Source organism: Cupriavidus sp. GW821-FHT07C08, assembly GCF_059419025.1.
Genome location: NZ_JBWKQZ010000006.1, coordinates 240,938 through 258,782, shown reverse-complemented (window position 1 = coordinate 258,782; position 17,845 = coordinate 240,938). Strand labels below are relative to the sequence as shown.

Below are 17,845 nucleotides of genomic sequence, written 5' to 3'. Positions count from 1 at the left end.
GGTGCCCAATGATCCCTACCTGGAGTATTCCCGATGCAGACTGATGGTTCCCTTCCTTCGCTCGACATTGCCGGTCATGTCGCCACGATCACCCTGCGCCGCCCGGAGGTGGCCAACCGCCTCGGGCCGGATGACCTGGCCGAGCTGCAACGGCATGTCGATGCCGTGAATGCCAGCGACGTGCGTGTGCTGCGCCTGCGCGGCACCGGCAAGTACTTCTGCAGCGGCTTCGATATCGGCAGGCTCGCGGCCGGGCAGCGCGGTGCCGGCTTCGAGACCCTGGTCAACGCAGTGGAGGACTGCCGCGCGGTGACCATTGCCGAGATCCACGGCGGCGTCTATGGCGGCGGCACGGACCTGGCGCTGGCGTGCGATTTCCGGCTTGGCACCGCCGCGGTGGACATGTTCATGCCGGCGGCTCGGCTGGGGCTGCATTTCTACCAGCGCGGCATGGAGCGCTATATCAGCCGGCTGGGCCTGAACCACGCCAAGCACCTGTTCCTGACCGCCGAGCGCATCGACGCCGACGAGATGTTCCGCCGCGGCTTCCTGACCGAGCTGCTGCCGGCGGAGCGCCTGCGCGAGCGCGCCGTCCAGCTCAGCGACACCGTGGCCGGGCTGGCACCGCTGGCGGTGCAAGGCATGAAGCGGCACCTGAACGCGATCGGGCGCGGCGCGCTGGATACCGACGCGCTGGCTGGCGACATCAGCCGGGCTACCCAGTCGCAGGACATCCGCGAAGGCGCGCTGGCCTGGAAGGAAAAGCGCAGGCCGCAGTTCACCGGCACCTGATGCAGCTTACTGTCCCTGCCGCATCACCCATTCCACCACCCGCGCCAGGAACGGTGACGTGTCGCCTTCGCGGTAGCTCATGATGACCGGCGACACGAAGCCCGGCGCGTCGATCGGGCAGTAGCGCACGTCGTCGCGATGCAGGCGCTGGATCGACGCCGGCACCAGCGTGATGCCAATGCCGGCCGCCACCAGCCCCAGCGCGGTCTGCAGTTCGTTGGCCTCCTGCGCCACACGCAACTGCAGGCCCTGCGCGCGGAACAGCGACAGCAGGTGGTCGGCATAGCTGGGCCGCGGCCGGGCCGGGTAAAGAATGAACGGCTGCGCCGCCAGCGCCTGTGGCGTGAGCGCCTTGCGGCGCGGCGCGGGCAGGCGTGCGGGCAGCGCTGCCACCAGTGGCTCGGCCATCACCACCTGCTGGCGGATGGCGGGATCGTTCAGCGCGATGCGGCCGAAGCCCAGGTCGATGCGGCCGGCCTTGAGCGCCTCGATCTGCTCCACGGTGATCATCTCGGCCAGTCCTACCTCTACCTGCTGGTCGTGCCGGTCTGATTCGCGCAGCTCGCGGATCAGTTCCGGCAGCACGCCATACAGCACCGACGGCACGAAGCCGATGCCGAACCAGCGCTTGTCCTGCCGCCCGATGCGGCGCGTGCCTTCGATGGTTTCTTCCAGCCGCTGCGTCAGCTGGGTGGACTGCTCCAGCAGGAAGCGGCCCGCCTCGGTCAGCCGCAGCCCGCGGCCGACGCGGTCGAACAGTGCCACGCCCACTTCTTCTTCCAGCTGGCGGATCTGGCGCGACAGCGGCGGCTGCGCCATATGCAGCCGCTCGGCGGCGCGGGTGACGTTGAGTTCCTGGGCCACGACCTGGAAATAACGCAGGTGCCGGAGTTCCATTGGTGTCCTGCTCCCATACCTGTAGGGTATCGATCGAGACATCATCGGTCTTGGACGCCGGCAAAGTCAAGCCGCATACTTGGCTTAAATGATCAATTGGCATCGACAAGGTATGACCACGACTATCACTTCGGTGGAAGCCATCCTGGTGGACCTGCCCACCATCCGGGCACACCAGCTGGCCATGGCCACCATGCAGCAGCAGACGCTGGTGATCGTGCGGCTACGCTGCAGCGACGGCGTGGAGGGCATCGGCGAGGCCACCACCATCGGCGGCCTGTCCTATGGCGACGAAAGCCCGGAAGGCATCAAGCTGACCATCGACACCTACCTGGCCCCTGCGCTGGTTGGCCAGGATGCCACCAACGTGCATGGCGCGATGGCGCGCCTGGGCAAGGTCGCGCGCGGCAACCGCTTCGCCAAGTCCGCGCTGGAGACCGCATTGCTGGATGCGCAGGGCAAGCGCCTGGGCGTGCCGCTGGCCACGCTGCTGGGGGGCGCGGTGCGCTCGACACTGCCGGTGCTGTGGACGCTTGCCAGCGGCGACACCGCCCGCGACATTGCCGAGGCCGAGCAACTGCTGGCCGAGCGCCGCCACCATACCTTCAAGCTGAAGATCGGGCGGCGCAGCGTGCGCGACGACGTGGCCCACGTGGCCGCGATCAAGCGCGCGCTGGGCGACCGGGCGCGCGTCACCGTCGACGTCAACCAGGCCTGGAACGAGGCCGACGCCGCCACCGGCATCGCCATGCTGGAAGCCGCGGGCATCGACCTGATCGAGCAGCCGACTCCGCGCGAGCAGCGCATGGCGCTGGCCCGGCTGGCCGCGCGCTTCGTGGTGCCGATCATGGCCGATGAAGCGGTGTGCGGCCCGGAAGACGCGATGGAACTGGCGCGCATTGGCGGCGCCGACGTGTTCGCGCTGAAGATCGCCAAGGCCGGCGGCATCTTCGGCATGCTGCGCACCGCCGCGGTGGGCGACGCCGCCGGCATCGCGCTGTACGGCGGCACCATGCTGGAGGGCAGCGTCGGCACCATCGCCGCGGCGCATGGCTTCTGCACGCTGCCGCAGCTGGCCTGGGGCACCGAGCTGTTCGGACCGCTGCTGCTCAAGGACGATATCGTGCAGCAGCGCCCCGAGTACCGCGACTTCAGCCTGCATCTGCCCGAAGGCCCCGGCCTGGGGCTGGCGCTGGATGAAGACAAGCTGGCGCACTACCGGCGCGGCTGAACTGGCAGGCAACTTCCCCGCATGACACGCCATATGCGCGGGGCGCATCAAGCAGTGAGGAGACTATGAAAACGTTATTCCAGCGGCTGGCAAGCACCGGCCGCGCAGGGGCGCTGGCACTGGCTGCCGGCCTGTCGTTCGCCGCACCGGCCGCGCACGCGGCCTATCCCGACCACCCGATCCGCTGGATCGTGCCGTTTCCCGCGGGCGGTGCCATGGACAACATCGCGCGCACGCTGGGCGAAGACATGTCGCGCACGCTGGGCCAGGCCATTGTGGTCGAGAACCGGCCGGGCGCCGGCGGCAATATCGGCGCCGAACTGGTGGCGCGCGCGCCCGCCGACGGCTACACACTGATCATCGTCGCCAACGGCATGGCCGTGAACCCGGCGCTGTACGGCCGGCTGAGCTACGACCCGGTCAAGGACTTCGCGCCGGTGTCGCTGCTGGCGGTGGTGCCCAACGTGCTGGTGGCCAGCAAGGCGCGGCGCCAGGAAAGCACTGTCAAGGACGTGGTGGCGCACGCCAAGGCGGCGCCGGGCAAGTACACCTATGCCTCCGCGGGCAATGGCACCTCGATCCACCTGGCGGGCGAGCTGTTCACCTCGATGGCCGGTGTCGACATGCTGCATATCCCCTACAAGGGCAGCGGCCCCGCCATGACGGACCTGCTGGGCGGGCAGGTCGACTACATGTTCGACAGCATCACCTCGGCCAGGCCGCATATCGAATCGGGCAAGCTCACGGCGATCGCGGTCACCACCAGCAAGCGCTCAAGCGCGCTGCCCAATGTGCCGACGGTGGCCGAAGCCGGCCTGCCGGGCTATGAACTGTCGCCCTGGTTCGCCGCCTTCGTGCCGGCGAAGACGCCGCAGCCGGTCATCGACACGCTCAACCGCGCCATGCTCGAGGCGCTGCGCAAGCCTGCGGTGCAGAAGCGGCTGGCGCAAATCGGCGCCGAGCCGATCGGCAGTTCGCCGGCGGTGCTGCGCGAGCACCTGGCGAAGGAAACCGAGAAGTGGGGTGTGCTGATCCGCCAGCGGGGTATCCGGGCGGATTGAGCGGCCTGGACCAGCGCGGTTCATAGGGGGGAGTCCCCCGGAGATGCTCCGGGGGAAGGTCATTACCCAGCCCCCCGTCTCCCTGGCACATAATGTGCGTAAGATGCCAGCCGAAAGGCACACTCGAGCGGATCACCCGCCGGCACTGAGGGGAGACAATGAGCAGTTCAACCGACAAGTTCTCGGCCACCATGCGCGATGGCCTGGCCGATCTTGCCCGCCGCCTGCGCTTTGCCATGGAGGAGGGCGCGATCTGGCTGGACGAGCAGCGCATGATCCTGATCCATACCGCCGCCCTGGGCGCCCTGCGCAAGGAACTGGTGGACACCCTGGGCATGGAGCGCGCGCGCGGCCTGTTCACCCGCATGGGCTTCCATTCGGGCATGCGCGATGCGGAGGTCGCGCGCAAGCTGCGCGCCGGCCACAGCGACTTCGGCCAGCTGGAGATCGGGCCCTGCCTGCATACCATCGAGGGGGTGGTGCGGGTCACGCCGGTCAAGGTCGACATCGATATCGCCGCCGGCATCTACGATGGCGAATTCCTGTGGGAAGACTCCTTCGAGGGCGACGTCCACCGCCAGCTGTTCGGCATCGTCGACGAGCCTGCCTGCTGGATGCAGATCGGCTACGCCACCGGCTACACCTCGGCGCTGATGGGGCGCACCATCCTGTACCGCGAGGTCGAGTGCATCGCCTGCGGGCACCCGCACTGCCGCATCATCGGCAAGCCGGTGGAAGCCTGGGAAGACGGCGCGCAGGCACTGGCGCTGTACCAGCCCGATCCCGTAATCGAGACCATCATCGCCCTGCAGAGCGAGGTCGAGCACCTGCGCGCGCTGCAGGGCACCCCGGCCACGCCGGCCGACCTGGTCGGCACCTCGCCAGGCTTTCGCGCCGCCTGGAGCCTGCTGCAGCGCGCCGCGGCCAGCAACGTGACGGTGCTGCTGCTGGGCGAGACCGGCGTGGGCAAGGAGCGGTTCGCGCAGGCATTGCACAGCGTGAGCGGGCGTGCCGACAAGCCCTTCATTGCCGTGAACTGCGCGGCGATTCCCGACGAGCTGATCGAGTCCGAGCTGTTCGGCGTGGAAAAGGGCGCCTTCACCGGCGCCAGCCAGTCGCGCCCCGGGCGCTTCGAGCGTGCGCACGGCGGCACCCTGTTCCTGGACGAGCTGGGCGAGCTGTCCGCCTCGGCCCAGTCCAAGCTGCTGCGCGTGCTGCAGGAAGGCGAGGTCGAGCGCGTGGGTGGCACCGGCACGCGCAAGGTGGATGTGCGGCTGGTGGCCGCCACCAATGTCGACCTGGCCGAAGCGGTGAAGCAGGGCACCTTCCGCAAAGACCTGTACTACCGCCTCAATGTCTACCCGGTCACGATCCCGCCGCTGCGCGAGCGCCTGGACGATATCCGGCCGCTGGCCGAGCGCTTCGTGGCCCGCTATGGCGCGCGCCACGGCAAGCGCATCGTCGGCATCACCGACCGCGCGCTGGCCGAGCTGCGCCACTATGACTGGCCCGGCAATGTGCGCGAACTGGAGAACGTGATCGAGCGCGGCGTGATCCTGGCCAGCCAGGGTGGCCAGATCACCGCCGACCACCTGTTCCTGCCGGGCACCGTGGCACCGGTGGTGGATACCGCGCCGCGGCTGGGGGCGGGCGGCACCTTGCCAGACCTGCGCGAAGCCGCGGTCCATGCGCTCCTGGACCAGATGTCCGAGCAGCAGCTGGCGCTGGGCGACGTCGAGACCGTGCTGATGGAGGCGGCGATGCAGCGGGCCGACGGCAATATGAGCCAGGCCGCGCGGTTGCTGGGCATTACGCGGCCGCAGCTGGCGTATCGGTGGAAGATGCGCGGTACGCGTGGGGGCAACGGCCACGGCAACTGAGGCCGCTTTCAGGCTTCAAATGCCGATGGTTTGCTCCCTCTCCCGCTTGCGGGAGAGGGAGCGCGCCGGTGGTCATCAACATCGATCGCGTCATCACGCGCCTCGAATCCTCCCTTCTTCCCCACTTGATCATTTGATGCATCCCCTCCCGGCCGCGCATCGGCCCGAAGTTGCCCGATGCTGCACCGCGCCAGCGATTTTTCCCTGTCAGATCAAGTCTTCTCACCTATGTTGCCCACGCACGCTGCTGCGCCGCAGGGCAATCCCATCCGCATCGGTTCGCTGCCCGCAAACGCCCGCCCAGCGCGGCTTTTGATCATTTGATCAAGGCCTGTGCGCAGCTTCATCAATTCATCGATGCGTTTCGTGCGGACCTTTCCGGGTTAACGCGCACGCTCGCCACCGCCAATTCCCCGCAAACCTTGTCCCACAACGCTTCGCGCTCGCTGGCACGGTCTTCGCAGTAAGGCCTGCGTCCAGCCAACGCAAAGGAGCGCGCCATGAACACCCCGTCGGTTCCCCTGTTCGAAGCCACGCCGCGCTATGTGCGGGTCGACGGCCGCACCCCCGAAGGGTTTGTGCAGTTCGCCTTCAGCGTGGCCGACCCCGAGCTCAACGTCGAACTGATCATGCCGGAGCCGATGTTCGAAGCCTTCTGCTGCGTCAACCGCGTGCGCTTCCTGCCCCCGCTGGAAGCCGCGCCGCAGCCGCAAGCCGACGACTGACGCCGCAGCCACCGCATCACAAAGAGAGAAGGGATACAGGAGACCAAGCGATGCAAGTCGATATCAAGACCCAGCAGATCCAGCCGCTGCGCCAGACCTACGGCCATGTCGCGCGCCGCTTCGGCGACAAGCCGGCGTCGCGCTACCAGGAGGCGACCTACGACGTGCAGTCGGAGGTGAACTTCCACTACCGCCCCACCTGGGACCCCGGATTTGAGCTGTATGACAAGCGCCGCACGGCGATCGTGATGCAGGACTGGTACGCGCTGAAGGACCCGCGCCAGTTCTACTACGGCGCCTACGTTACCGCGCGCGCGCGCCAGCAGGATGCAACCGAGAAGAGCTTTGCCTTCGTCGAGAAGCGCGGGCTGCTGCAGGCGCTGCCGGCCGAATGGCAGGAACGCCTGGCCACCGGCCTGCTGCCGCTGCGCCATGTGGAGTGGGGCGCCAACATGAACAACTTCTACTGCGCCGACTATGGCTGGGGCACGGCCATCACGCAGGCCTGCACCTATTGCGCGATGGACCGCCTGGGCATCGCCCAATACCTGTCGCGTATCGGCATGCTGCTGGACGGCAATACCGGCGTGGCACTGGAGCGAGCCAGGATGGCGTGGCTGGAGAGTGCCGCGTGGCAGCCGCTGCGCCGCTTTGTCGAGCACACCTTTGTCACCGAGGACTGGTTCGAAACCTTCGTCGCCCAGAACCTGGTGCTCGACGGGCTGCTCTACCCGCTGGTCTACCAGCATGCCGACGCGGTGATCGCGCGCGCCTGCGGCACCGGGCTGGCGGTGCTGACCGAATTCATGAACGACTGGCGCGACGAGCACGCACGCTGGGTCGATGCCGTGATCCAGGCCGCCGCGGCCGAGTCCGATGCCAACCGCGTGCTGCTGTCTGGCTGGGCGCGCGCCGCCTGCGCCGAGGTGGCGCAGGCGCTGGTGCCGGTGGCCGATGCGCTCACCGGCGAGGACGGCGCGCAGATGGTGGCGCTGTGCCGCGAGCAGTTCGAAGTCCGCCTGGGCAAGCTCGGCCTGGCTGCCTGATCCGCCCACAACGAATCCCACGGAGACACGCCATGTCAGCCACCGCTGCCAACGTCTACATCGCCCTGCAGAACAACGACGACACCCGACCCATCATCGACGCCATCACCGAGGCCAACCCGCATGCGGTGGTGTCGCAGTTTCCCGCCATGGTCAAGATCGACGCCCCCGGCCACCTGACCATCGTGCGCGAACTGGTGGCCGGCAAGCTAGGCCGCGACTGGGACCTGCAGGAGATCCACCTGAACCTGATCTCGCTGTGCGGAAACATCGACGAAGACGAAGACGCCTTCACGCTGCGCTGGAACGCCTGATACCGCAGCGGCATAGAGAACATCACGGAGACATCATGGACGCACGCAAGAAGCTCAACCTGCGCGAGAAGTACGCCTCGATGACGCGGGACCTGGCCTGGGAAACGACCTACGAGCCGATGGACAAGGTCTTCCCGTTCGACAAGTACGAGGGCATCCGCATCCACGACTGGGACAAATGGGAAGACCCGTTCCGCATGACCATGGATGCCTACTGGAAATACCAGTCGGAGAAAGAGCGCAAGCTGTACGCGATCATCGACTCGTTCGTGCAGAACAACGGCCACCTGAACGTATCCGATCCGCGCTACCTGAACGCGCTGCGGCTGTTCCTGACCGGCGTGACGCCACTGGAATACGCCGCCCACCGCGGCTACGCGCACCTGGGCCGGCATTTCCGCGGCGCCGGCGCGCGCGTGGCGGCGCAGATGCAGTCGGTCGACGAACTGCGTCACGCCCAGACCCAGCTGCACACGCTGTCGGTCTACAACAAGTACTTCCACGGCTTTGGCGAATGGCGCCACATGCACGACCGGGTCTGGTACCTGTCGGTGCCCAAGTCCTACTTCGAGGACGCGATGAGCGCGGGGCCGTTTGAGTTCATCACCGCGATCTCGTTCTCGTTCGAGTATGTGCTGACCAACCTGCTGTTCATGCCGTTCATGTCGGGCGCCGCCTACAACGGCGACATGGCCACGGTGACCTTCGGCTTCTCCGCGCAGTCCGACGAGTCGCGCCACATGACGCTGGGCCTGGAAGTGGTCAAGTTCCTGTGCGAGCAGGACCCCGGCAATATCCCGATCCTGCAGAAGTGGCTGGACAAGTGGTTCTGGCGCGGCTTCCGCCTGCTCACGCTGGTCGGCATGATGATGGACTACATGCTGCCCAAGCGCGTGATGTCGTGGGCCGAGGCCTGGGAGATGTACTTCGAGCAGGCGGGCGGGGCGCTGTTCAAGGACCTGGAGCGCTACGGCCTGCGCATGCCCAAGTACCACGAAGTGGCCACCAAGACCAAGGACCGCATCACGCACGAGGCCTGGGCCACCTTCTACAACTACGCGGGCGCGGCCGGCTTCCACACCTGGGTGCCCAAGGCGGACGAGATGGCGTGGCTGGCCGAGAAGTACCCGCAGACCTTCGAGCGCTACTACAAGCCGCGCCTGGACCACTGGCAGGAGCGCCAGCAGGCCGGCGACCGCTTCTACAACGCCACGCTGCCGATGCTGTGCCAGACCTGCCAGATCCCGATGGTGTTCTCGGAGCCGGACGACCCGACCCAGACCTGCTACCGCGAAAGCAGCTACCACGGCATGAAGTTCCACTTCTGCTCGGACGGCTGCAAGGACATCTTCGACGACGAACCCGCCAAGTACGCGCAGGCCTGGCTGCCGGTGCACCAGATCTACCAGGGCAACTGCGGCGGCGCCACGCTGGAGGACGTGCTCAAGTGGTACCGGCTGAACCCGGGCGCTGACAACCTGGACTTCGAGGGCTCGCAGGACCAGCGCAACTGGAACGCGTGGAAGGGCATCGGGCCTGCCGCAGATGCCGCAGATGCCGCAGATGCCGCTTGAGGCCGCCTGAAGCGGCCCCGTCAAAACACAAGGAGACAACCATGCCCGTCGTATCCATCGGCGACTACGCCTTCGAGGCGGCCGACCGCGAGGCCGTGTTCCACGGCAACCGCCTGCTCTATATCGGCTGGGACGGCCACCTGCTGTTCTGCGCCCCGCATTGCTTACCGTTCCCGCCGTCGATGCCGCTGCGCGACGTGGTGGACAAGGTGCTGCCCGGCGTCTACGGCTACCACCCCGACTTTGCCCGCATCGACTGGGGCCAGGTGCAGTGGCTGCGCGGCTGCCAGCCCTGGCAGCCCGACCTGGACCGCTCGCTGGAAGAGAACGGCCTGGGCCACAAGGACGTGATCCGCTTCCGCACGCCGGGGCTGGACGGCATCGGCGGCAGCCACAGCTGAGGCGCACGGGCGAACGCACCACCGGAAGGAGACCAAGATGTATTCGCTGACCATTGAACCGATCGGGCAGACCATCCCCATCGCTCCCGGGCAGACCGTGCTGGACGCCTGCCTGCGCAACGGCGTGTGGCTGCCTCATGCCTGTTGCCACGGCCTGTGCGCCACCTGCAAGGTGCAGGTGGTCGACGGCGAGGTCGAGCAGGGCGAGGCCTCCAGCTTCGCGCTGATGGATTTCGAGCGCGACAACGGCCAGTGCCTGGCCTGCTGCGCGACCGCACAGTCGGACCTGGTGATCGAGGCCGACATCGAGGAAGACGCCGATGCGCTGGGCCTGCCGCTGACCGACTATCGCGCCGAAGTTGTCGAGACGCGCGCCCTGACGCCCACCATCCTGGGCATCTGGCTGCGTGTGAAGGATGGCGGACGCACGGCATTCCAGGCCGGTCAGTACGTCAACCTGACCGTGCCGGGCTGCGACCAGCCGCGCGCGTTCTCGCTGGCCAACGCGCCCGGCGACGACCTGGTCGAACTGCACGTGCGGCGCGTGCCGGACGGGCAGGCCACCGGCTATCTGCACGACCAGCTGGCGGTCGGCGACGAACTGTCGTTCTCAGCGCCCTATGGCCGCTTCTTCGTGCGCAAGTCGGCGCAGGTGCCGATGCTGTTCCTGGCGGGCGGCTCCGGCCTGTCCAGCCCGCGCGCGATGATCCTGGACCTGCTGGCCGCCGGCGAGACCCTGCCGATCACGCTGGTGCAGGGCGCGCGCAACCGCGGCGAGCTGTACTACGACGCCGAGTTCCAGGCGCTGGCGCGGGCCCACCCCAACTTCCGCTACGTGCCCGCGCTGTCGGACGAACCCGCCGACAGCGGCTGGAGCGGCGCGCGCGGCTACGTGCATGACGTGCTGCAGCAGCTCTACGCGCAGGACGGCAATGCCGACTTCCGCGGCCACAAGGCCTACCTGTGCGGGCCGCCGCCGATGATCGAGGCCTGCATCCGCACGCTGATGCAGGGCCGGCTGTTCGAGGCGGATATCCACACCGAGAAGTTCCTGTCCGCGGCCGATGCGCAGAACAGCGCGCGCAGTCCGCTGTTCAAGATCTGAGGAGGCCGGCCATGCATACCGTCGAGATCGCCGGCAGCGGGCTGCGCTACCCCTGCGCGCCGGAGCAGAACCTGCTGCGGGCCATGGAGGTGCTGGGCCAGCGCGGCATCCCCGCCGGCTGCCGCGGCGGCGGCTGCGGCGTGTGCAAGGTCCGCATCGAGGCCGGCGACTACCACGCCGGCAAGATGAGCCGCGCCTGCCTGACCGAAGCGGAGCAGCGCGACGGGCTGGTGCTGGCCTGCAAGACCTTTCCGGACAGCGACATCCGCCTGCGGCCGGTAGCCCTGCTGCAGCGCTGCCTGGAAAAGCAGCGGCGGCGCGAGCAGGGCCGGTAGCAAGCGAACGAAGCACAAGCAAGGAAGGTGGCACCCACACAACGCCACCCCACCACACCAGGAGACCCATTATGGCATTGACAGGCGTATTGCGACCGGGGCACGTAGCCCTGCGCGTGCTGGAGCTGGAACCGGCGCTGAAACACTACACCGAGGTACTCGGCTTGATCGAAACCGCGCGCGATGCGCAGGGCCGGGTGTTCCTGAAGGCATGGGACGAGCACGACCACCACAGCGTGGTGCTGCGCGAGGCCGACAGCCCGGGCATGGACTACATGGGCTTCCGCGTCGACAGCGGCCACACGCTGGAGCGGCTGGCGCAGGAGGTGGAGCAATCCGGCCTGGCCACCGACTGCCAGTGGATCGCCGCGGGCGAGCACCCGCATACCGGCGTGCGCTTTCGCTTCACCATCCCCACCGGCCATGCCATCGAACTGTTCGCCGACAAGGACAAGCCCGGCTGCAGGACCGGCGACCTCAACCCCGACCCCTGGCCGGACGACCTGCGCGGCATGGCGCCCAGCCGCTTCGACCACTGCCTGCTGTATGGCGATGATGTCGACGGCACCGTCAGGCTGTTCCGCGACGTGCTGGGCTTTTCTCTGGCCGAGCAGGTCGTGGCCGGCCCCGACGGCGAGATGCTGATCGGCGCCTTCCTGACCTGCTCGAACAAGGCGCACGACATCGCCTTTATCCGCCACCCGGAGAAGAACCGCTTCCACCATGCCTCGTTCCTGCTTGATAACTGGAGCGAGGTGCTGAAGGCGGCCGACATCATCTCCAAGAAGGATGTGTCGCTCGACATCGGTCCGACCCGCCACGGCATCACGCGCGGCGCGACGATCTACTTCTTCGATCCCTCCGGCAACCGCAACGAGGTGTTCTCCGGCGGCTATATCCACTACCCGGACAAGCCCACCATCACCTGGACCGACAACGAGCTGGGGCGCGCGATCTTCTATCACGACAGGAAGCTGAACGAGGCGTTCTTGAATGTGCTGACCTGAGCGAGAACGCTCGCCTCCCGCTGGTTTGCTCCCCTCTCCCGCAAGCGGGAGAGGGAGCACCCAATCGATGAGCGGAGGATCGCAGTGCGCGATTGCTTCAACACCAGAGAACCAATATGAAAGACTTCAAGAACTTCATCAACGGCGAGTGGGTCGGCACCGCGCGGACCTTCGAGAACCGCAACCCGGCCGACAACAGCCTGATCGGCCACGTGCACGAGGCCGGCCAGGCCGAGGTCGACGCCGCGGTGCAGGCCGCGCGCCGTGCGCTGCAGGGGCCGTGGGGCCGCATGACGGTGGCGCAGCGGGTCGAGCTGCTGCACGCGGTGGCCGACGGCATCAACCGCCGCTTCGACGAATTCGTGCAGGCAGAGATCGCCGATACCGGCAAGCCCTTCGGGCTGGCCAGCCATATCGACATCCCGCGCGGCGCGGCCAACTTCAAGGTCTTTGCCGACCTGATCCGCAACGTGCCGACCGAAAGCTTTGCCACGGACACGCCCGACGGCGGCAAGGCCATCAACTATGCGGTGCGCAGCCCGCGCGGCGTGATCGGCGTGGTGTGCCCGTGGAACCTGCCACTGCTGCTGATGACGTGGAAGGTCGGGCCGGCGCTGGCCTGCGGCAATACGGTGGTGGTCAAGCCCTCGGAGGAGACCCCCGCCACCGCGACGCTGCTGGGCGAGGTGATGAACGAGGCCGGCGTGCCGCCCGGCGTCTACAACGTGGTGCATGGCTTTGGCCCGGATTCGGCTGGCGCGTTCCTGACCGCGCACCCACAGGTCAACGGCATCACCTTCACCGGCGAGACCCGCACCGGCGAGGCCATCATGAAGGCCGCGGCCAATGGCGTGCGGCCGGTGTCGTTCGAGCTGGGCGGCAAGAACGCGGGCATCATGTTCGCCGATGCGGACTTCGACAAGGCCGTGGCCGGCATCACGCGCTCGGCGTTCGAGAACAGCGGGCAGGTGTGCCTGGGCACCGAGCGTGTCTACGTGCAGCGGCCGATCTTCGAGCGCTTTGTTGCCGCGCTGAAGGCGAAGGCCGAGGGCCTGAAGCTGGGGCGGCCCACGGAGACCGGCGTGAACATGGGCCCGCTGGTGTCGCACGAGCATCGCGACAAGGTGCTGTCCTACTACCGCAAAGCCGCCGAGGCCGGCGCCACCGTGGTCACCGGGGGCGGCGTGCCGCAGATGCCGGGGGCGCTGGCCGAAGGCGCCTGGGTGCAGCCCACCATCTGGACCGGCCTGCCGGAAAGCGCCGCCGTGATCCGCGAGGAGATCTTCGGGCCCTGCTGCCATATCGCCCCGTTCGACACCGAAGAGGAAGTCATCGCGCTGGCCAACGACACCCCGTACGGCCTGGCCGCCACGGTCTGGACCGGCGACCTCGGCACCGCGCACCGCATGGGCAGCGCGCTGGACGTTGGCATCTGCTGGATCAATGCCTGGTTCCTGCGCGACCTGCGCACCGCCTTTGGCGGCGCCAGGCAGTCCGGCATCGGCCGCGAGGGCGGTGTCCATTCGCTCGAGTTCTACACCGAGCTGCGCAACGTCTGCGTCCGCCTGTGAGGTCCCATCATGCATAGCGAACTTATCCTTGAAATCGGCGCCGGCCTGCACCAGGCGCTGGTCTTCCGTCGCCCGGTGGCGCCGCTGACCGAATCGCGGCCGGAGCTGACCATCGACGATGCCTACCGCATCCAGCTGGCGATGGTGCAGCACCGGCTCGACGCCGGTGAGCGCGTGGTCGGCAAGAAGATCGGCGTGACCAGCCGCGTGGTGATGGACATGCTGGACGTGCGCCAGCCCGACTTTGGCCACCTGCTGTCCGGCATGGTCTACCCCGACGGCGCGGCGATTCCCGCTGACACCCTGATCGCGCCCAAGGCCGAAGGCGAAATCGCCTTCGTGCTGAAGGAAGACCTGGAAGGGCCGGGCGTGACCAATGCCGACGTGCTGCGCGCTACCGCCTACGTGCTGCCTTGCTTCGAGATCGTCGATTCGCGCATCCGCGACTGGAAGATCCGCATCCAGGACACGGTGGCTGACAACGCATCGTCAGGCGTGTTCGTGCTGGGCGACGCCGCGGTGGACCCGCGCAACGTGGACCTGGGCACGGTCGGCATGACGCTGGAGAAAAACGGCGAGATCGTCGCCACCGGCGCCGGCGCGGCCGCGCTCGGGCATCCCGTCAATGCGGTGGCGTGGCTGGCCAATACGCTTGGCCGGCTGGGCATTGGCCTGAAGCGGGGCGAGGTGATCCTGTCCGGCTCTCTTGCCGCGATGGTGCCCGTAACCGCAGGCGACCAGCTGCGCATCAGCCTGGGCGGCATCGGCTCGGCCGGCGTGCGCTTCGTCTGAGCCCGACCCCTTTTTCAATTCAGCGCAGGACAACCCATGAACCTGACACAAGACACCATTGCCCGGCTCGCCGAGCACCTGGAGAACGCCGAGCTGCAGCGCAAGGCGGTGCGCAAGATCACCGACGAATACCCGGACATGGACTGGGACGACGCCTACGCCATCCAGGACGCCATCCGCGCGCGCAAGGAGGCGCGCGGCACCCGTATCGCCGGGCTCAAGATGGGCCTGACTTCGTTCGCCAAGATGCGCCAGATGGGCGTGAGCGATCCGGTGTACGGCTTCCTCACCGACTATGGCGCCTGCATGGACGGCGCCGCCATCGATACCGGCACGCTGATCCACCCCAAGGTGGAGGCCGAGATCGCCTTCGTGCTGAAGGCCCCGCTCAGGGGGCCGGGCTGCCATATCGGCGACGTGCTGGCAGCCACCGATTTCGTAGTGCCGGCGGTGGAGGTGATTGACTCGCGCTACGAGAACTTCCGCTTCGACCTGAAGAGCGTGATTGCCGACAACACCTCGTCGGCGCGCTTCGTCGTGGGCGGCACGCACCGCGGCGCCGAGGGGCTGGACCTGAAGAACCTGGGCGTGGTGCTGGAAAAGAACGGCGAGGTGGTGGCCACCGCGGCCGGCGCGGCGGTGCTGGGGCATCCGGCCAACAGCGTCGCCATGCTGGCCAACATGCTGGGCGCGCGCGGGCGCGAGCTGCCGGCGGGCACGTTCATCATGACCGGCGGCGTGACCGAGGCCATCGCGGTGGCGGCCGGCGACAACATCACCGTTCGCTACCAGCACCTGGGCAGCGTATCGATGCGCTTCACCTGAACCGCGCATCAAGGAGACACACCATGCCAATCATGCAGGTCTTCCTGATTGAAGGCCGTACCGACGAACAGAAGGCGCGCCTGATCCGCGCGCTCACCGATGCCGCGGTCGAAGCGGTGGGCGCGCCGGTGGAAACCGTGCGCGTGATGATCACCGAGGTGCCGAAGGCGCAGTTCGGCATCGGCGGCAAGACCGCCAAGGAACTGGGCCGCTGAAGCGGTTGCACCCAAGTCCACTAGTGAAAAGGACAACGACATGGACATGAAAGCAAGCGGCCGCCACAAGGTGGCCATCATCGGGTCCGGCAATATCGGCACCGACCTGATGATCAAGGTGATGCGCCACGGCCGGAACCTGGAGATGGGCGCCATGGTGGGCATCGATGCCGCGTCGGACGGGCTGGCCCGCGCCGCGCGCCTGGGCGTGCCGACCACGGCCGAGGGTATCGACGGGCTGGTCGGCATGCCGGGCTTCGGCGATATCCGCATCGCCTTCGATGCCACCTCGGCCGGCGCCCATGCGCACCACAACCGCGTGCTGCAGCAGCACGGCGTGCGCGTGATCGACCTGACGCCGGCGTCGATCGGCCCGTACGTGGTGCCCGTGGTCAACCTGGACCAGCACCTGGACGCCCCCAACATCAATATGGTCACCTGCGGCGGCCAGGCCACCATTCCCATGGTGGCGGCGGTGTCGCGCGTGGCCAACGTGCACTACGCCGAGATCGTGGCGTCGATCTCGAGCAGGTCGGCCGGGCCCGGCACGCGCGCCAATATCGATGAGTTCACCGAGACCACCAGCCAGGCGCTGTGCTCAGTGGGCGGCGCCGCGCGCGGCAAGGCCATCATCGTGCTCAACCCGGCGGAACCGCCGCTGATGATGCGCGACACGGTCTTCACATTGTCGGAGGACGGTGATGAAGCGGAAATCGCGGCGAGCGTCGAAGCGATGGCGCAGGCAGTGCAGGGCTACGTACCGGGTTACCGGCTCAAGCAGCGCGTGCAGTTCGAGCGTATCGCTGCGTCGGCGCCATTGAATATCCCCGGCCTGGGACCGATGAGCGGGCTCAAGACCTCGATCTTCCTGGAAGTGGAGGGCGCCGCCCACTACCTGCCGGCCTATGCCGGCAACCTCGACATCATGACCAGCGCCGCGCTGGCCTGCGCCGAGCGCCTGGCCGAGACCCGGCTGTCCGCATGAGCCGCAGGGAGACAAACATGACCGTACAACTTACCAAGAAGCTCTACATCTCCGACGTGACGCTGCGCGACGGCAGCCACGCCATCCGCCACCAGTACAGCCTGGACCACGTGCGCCGCATCGCGGCCGCGCTCGACGCCGCGCGCGTGGATTCGATCGAGGTCGCGCATGGCGACGGGCTGTCGGGCTCCAGCTTCAACTACGGCTTTGGTGCCCATACCGACCTGGAATGGATCGCCGCCGTGGCCGAGACCGTGCGCCGTGCCCGCGTGGCCACGCTGCTTCTGCCGGGCGTGGGCACCGTGCACGACCTGCGCGCCGCCTATGATGCCGGCGCGCGCGTGGTGCGCGTGGCCACGCACTGCACCGAAGCCGATGTCTCGCGCCAGCACATCGAATATGCGCGCGAACTCGGCATGGACACCGTCGGCTTCCTGATGATGAGCCACATGACCACGCCCGCGGCGCTGGCGCAGCAGGCGAAGCTGATGGAAAGCTACGGCGCCCAGTGCGTCTATGTGGTCGATTCCGGCGGCGCGCTGGGCATGCAGGACGTGCGCGAGCGCTTCCGCGCCTTCAAGGACGTGCTCAAGCCGGAAACCCAGACGGGCATGCACGCCCATCACAACCTGAGCCTGGGTGTGGCCAATTCCATCGTCGCGGTGGAAGAGGGCTGCGACCGCGTCGACGCCAGCCTGGCCGGCATGGGCGCCGGCGCCGGCAACGCCCCGCTGGAAGTCTTTATCGCCGCCGCCGAACGCCTGGGCTGGCAGCACGGCTGCGACCTCTACACACTGATGGATGCCGCCGACGACATCGTGCGCCCGCTGCAGGACCGCCCGGTGCGCGTCGACCGCGAGACCCTGGCGCTGGGCTACGCCGGGGTCTATTCCAGCTTCCTGCGCCATGCCGAGGCCGCCGCGGCGCGCTACGGCCTGGGCACGGTCGACATCCTGGTCGAGCTGGGCCGGCGGCGCATGGTGGGCGGGCAGGAAGACATGATCGTGGATGTGGCGCTGGACTTGCTGGCGCGGCGCAGTGCGCAGGCGGGGCAGGGCGTGTCGTCGGCGGCGGTGGCCTGACCGTCGG

The 17,845-nt window shown here is 67.8% G+C and carries 19 protein-coding genes; 18 read left to right on the top strand and 1 reads right to left on the bottom strand.

Annotated elements, in window-relative coordinates; all coding sequences use genetic code 11:
* The first annotated feature begins 33 nt into the window (after positions 1 to 33).
* Entirely contained in the window at positions 34 to 792 is a 759-nt protein-coding gene (locus AC07UK_RS10905) for an enoyl-CoA hydratase/isomerase family protein (protein ID WP_436224066.1), read from the top strand.
* A 6-nt stretch (positions 793 to 798) separates the two neighbouring features.
* Here AC07UK_RS10905 and AC07UK_RS10900 read toward each other — a convergent pair whose 3' ends face one another.
* Positions 799 to 1,689 carry a LysR family transcriptional regulator gene (locus AC07UK_RS10900; protein ID WP_436224065.1) on the bottom strand — a complete coding sequence of 297 codons (891 nt, stop codon included), beginning with the start codon at positions 1,687 to 1,689 and terminating at the stop codon, positions 799 to 801.
* 112 nt (positions 1,690 to 1,801) lie between these two features.
* Between AC07UK_RS10900 and AC07UK_RS10895 the strand changes: the two genes are divergently transcribed.
* The 17 genes from AC07UK_RS10895 to dmpG all read left to right on the top strand — a co-directional run bounded on the left by AC07UK_RS10895 (position 1,802) and on the right by dmpG (position 17,838).
* Positions 1,802 to 2,920 carry a muconate/chloromuconate family cycloisomerase gene (locus tag AC07UK_RS10895; protein WP_436224064.1) on the top strand — a complete coding sequence of 373 codons (1,119 nt, stop codon included), beginning with the start codon at positions 1,802 to 1,804 and terminating at the stop codon, positions 2,918 to 2,920.
* Between the two features lie 65 nt (positions 2,921 to 2,985).
* The gene (locus AC07UK_RS10890) at positions 2,986 to 3,981 is read left to right on the top strand and encodes a tripartite tricarboxylate transporter substrate binding protein (RefSeq protein ID WP_153953885.1); all 996 of its coding nucleotides are present in this window, start codon (positions 2,986 to 2,988) and stop codon (positions 3,979 to 3,981) included.
* Between the two features lie 158 nt (positions 3,982 to 4,139).
* Positions 4,140 to 5,861, top strand: a complete 1,722-nt coding sequence (gene poxR / locus AC07UK_RS10885) for a phenol degradation transcriptional regulator PoxR (RefSeq protein ID WP_436224063.1) — start codon at positions 4,140 to 4,142, stop codon at positions 5,859 to 5,861.
* A 500-nt stretch (positions 5,862 to 6,361) separates the two neighbouring features.
* Positions 6,362 to 6,586: a phenol hydroxylase subunit gene (locus AC07UK_RS10880; RefSeq protein ID WP_436224062.1), complete on the top strand. Its 225-nt coding sequence runs from the start codon at positions 6,362 to 6,364 to the stop codon at positions 6,584 to 6,586.
* A gap of 50 nt (positions 6,587 to 6,636) precedes the next feature.
* The gene (locus AC07UK_RS10875) at positions 6,637 to 7,632 is read left to right on the top strand and encodes an aromatic/alkene monooxygenase hydroxylase subunit beta (RefSeq protein ID WP_494685680.1); all 996 of its coding nucleotides are present in this window, start codon (positions 6,637 to 6,639) and stop codon (positions 7,630 to 7,632) included.
* 32 nt (positions 7,633 to 7,664) lie between these two features.
* Positions 7,665 to 7,946 (top strand): MmoB/DmpM family protein, encoded by a 282-nt coding sequence (locus AC07UK_RS10870; RefSeq protein ID WP_010810419.1) that lies wholly within the window; start codon positions 7,665 to 7,667, stop codon positions 7,944 to 7,946.
* A 35-nt stretch (positions 7,947 to 7,981) separates the two neighbouring features.
* Positions 7,982 to 9,520 (top strand): aromatic/alkene/methane monooxygenase hydroxylase/oxygenase subunit alpha, encoded by a 1,539-nt coding sequence (locus AC07UK_RS10865; RefSeq protein WP_494685679.1) that lies wholly within the window; start codon positions 7,982 to 7,984, stop codon positions 9,518 to 9,520.
* 41 nt (positions 9,521 to 9,561) lie between these two features.
* Positions 9,562 to 9,921, top strand: coding sequence for a phenol hydroxylase subunit P4 (locus AC07UK_RS10860; RefSeq protein WP_436224059.1), 360 nt, complete (start codon positions 9,562 to 9,564; stop codon positions 9,919 to 9,921).
* 37 nt (positions 9,922 to 9,958) lie between these two features.
* The gene (locus AC07UK_RS10855; protein WP_494685678.1) at positions 9,959 to 11,026 is read left to right on the top strand and encodes an NADH:ubiquinone reductase (Na(+)-transporting) subunit F; all 1,068 of its coding nucleotides are present in this window, start codon (positions 9,959 to 9,961) and stop codon (positions 11,024 to 11,026) included.
* A gap of 11 nt (positions 11,027 to 11,037) precedes the next feature.
* On the top strand, positions 11,038 to 11,361 hold the full coding sequence (locus AC07UK_RS10850; RefSeq protein WP_436224057.1) for a 2Fe-2S iron-sulfur cluster binding domain-containing protein: 324 nt from the start codon (positions 11,038 to 11,040) through the stop codon (positions 11,359 to 11,361).
* A gap of 71 nt (positions 11,362 to 11,432) precedes the next feature.
* Positions 11,433 to 12,368 carry a catechol 2,3-dioxygenase gene (locus tag AC07UK_RS10845; RefSeq protein ID WP_436224056.1) on the top strand — a complete coding sequence of 312 codons (936 nt, stop codon included), beginning with the start codon at positions 11,433 to 11,435 and terminating at the stop codon, positions 12,366 to 12,368.
* A gap of 116 nt (positions 12,369 to 12,484) precedes the next feature.
* Positions 12,485 to 13,939 (top strand): 2-hydroxymuconic semialdehyde dehydrogenase, encoded by a 1,455-nt coding sequence (locus AC07UK_RS10840; protein ID WP_494685677.1) that lies wholly within the window; start codon positions 12,485 to 12,487, stop codon positions 13,937 to 13,939.
* A gap of 9 nt (positions 13,940 to 13,948) precedes the next feature.
* Entirely contained in the window at positions 13,949 to 14,731 is a 783-nt protein-coding gene (gene dmpE, locus AC07UK_RS10835) for a 2-oxopent-4-enoate hydratase (protein ID WP_494685676.1), read from the top strand.
* A gap of 36 nt (positions 14,732 to 14,767) precedes the next feature.
* Positions 14,768 to 15,556 (top strand): 2-oxo-3-hexenedioate decarboxylase, encoded by a 789-nt coding sequence (dmpH, locus tag AC07UK_RS10830; protein WP_494685675.1) that lies wholly within the window; start codon positions 14,768 to 14,770, stop codon positions 15,554 to 15,556.
* The gene (gene thmT, locus AC07UK_RS10825; RefSeq protein ID WP_494685695.1) at positions 15,553 to 15,771 is read left to right on the top strand and encodes a 2-hydroxymuconate tautomerase; all 219 of its coding nucleotides are present in this window, start codon (positions 15,553 to 15,555) and stop codon (positions 15,769 to 15,771) included. Before dmpH ends, thmT begins: the two co-directional genes overlap by 4 nt.
* 40 nt (positions 15,772 to 15,811) lie before the next feature.
* Positions 15,812 to 16,756: an acetaldehyde dehydrogenase (acetylating) gene (locus tag AC07UK_RS10820; protein WP_114133911.1), complete on the top strand. Its 945-nt coding sequence runs from the start codon at positions 15,812 to 15,814 to the stop codon at positions 16,754 to 16,756.
* A 17-nt stretch (positions 16,757 to 16,773) separates the two neighbouring features.
* On the top strand, positions 16,774 to 17,838 hold the full coding sequence (gene dmpG, locus AC07UK_RS10815) for a 4-hydroxy-2-oxovalerate aldolase (RefSeq protein WP_436224052.1): 1,065 nt from the start codon (positions 16,774 to 16,776) through the stop codon (positions 17,836 to 17,838).
* Positions 17,839 to 17,845 lie beyond the last annotated feature (7 nt).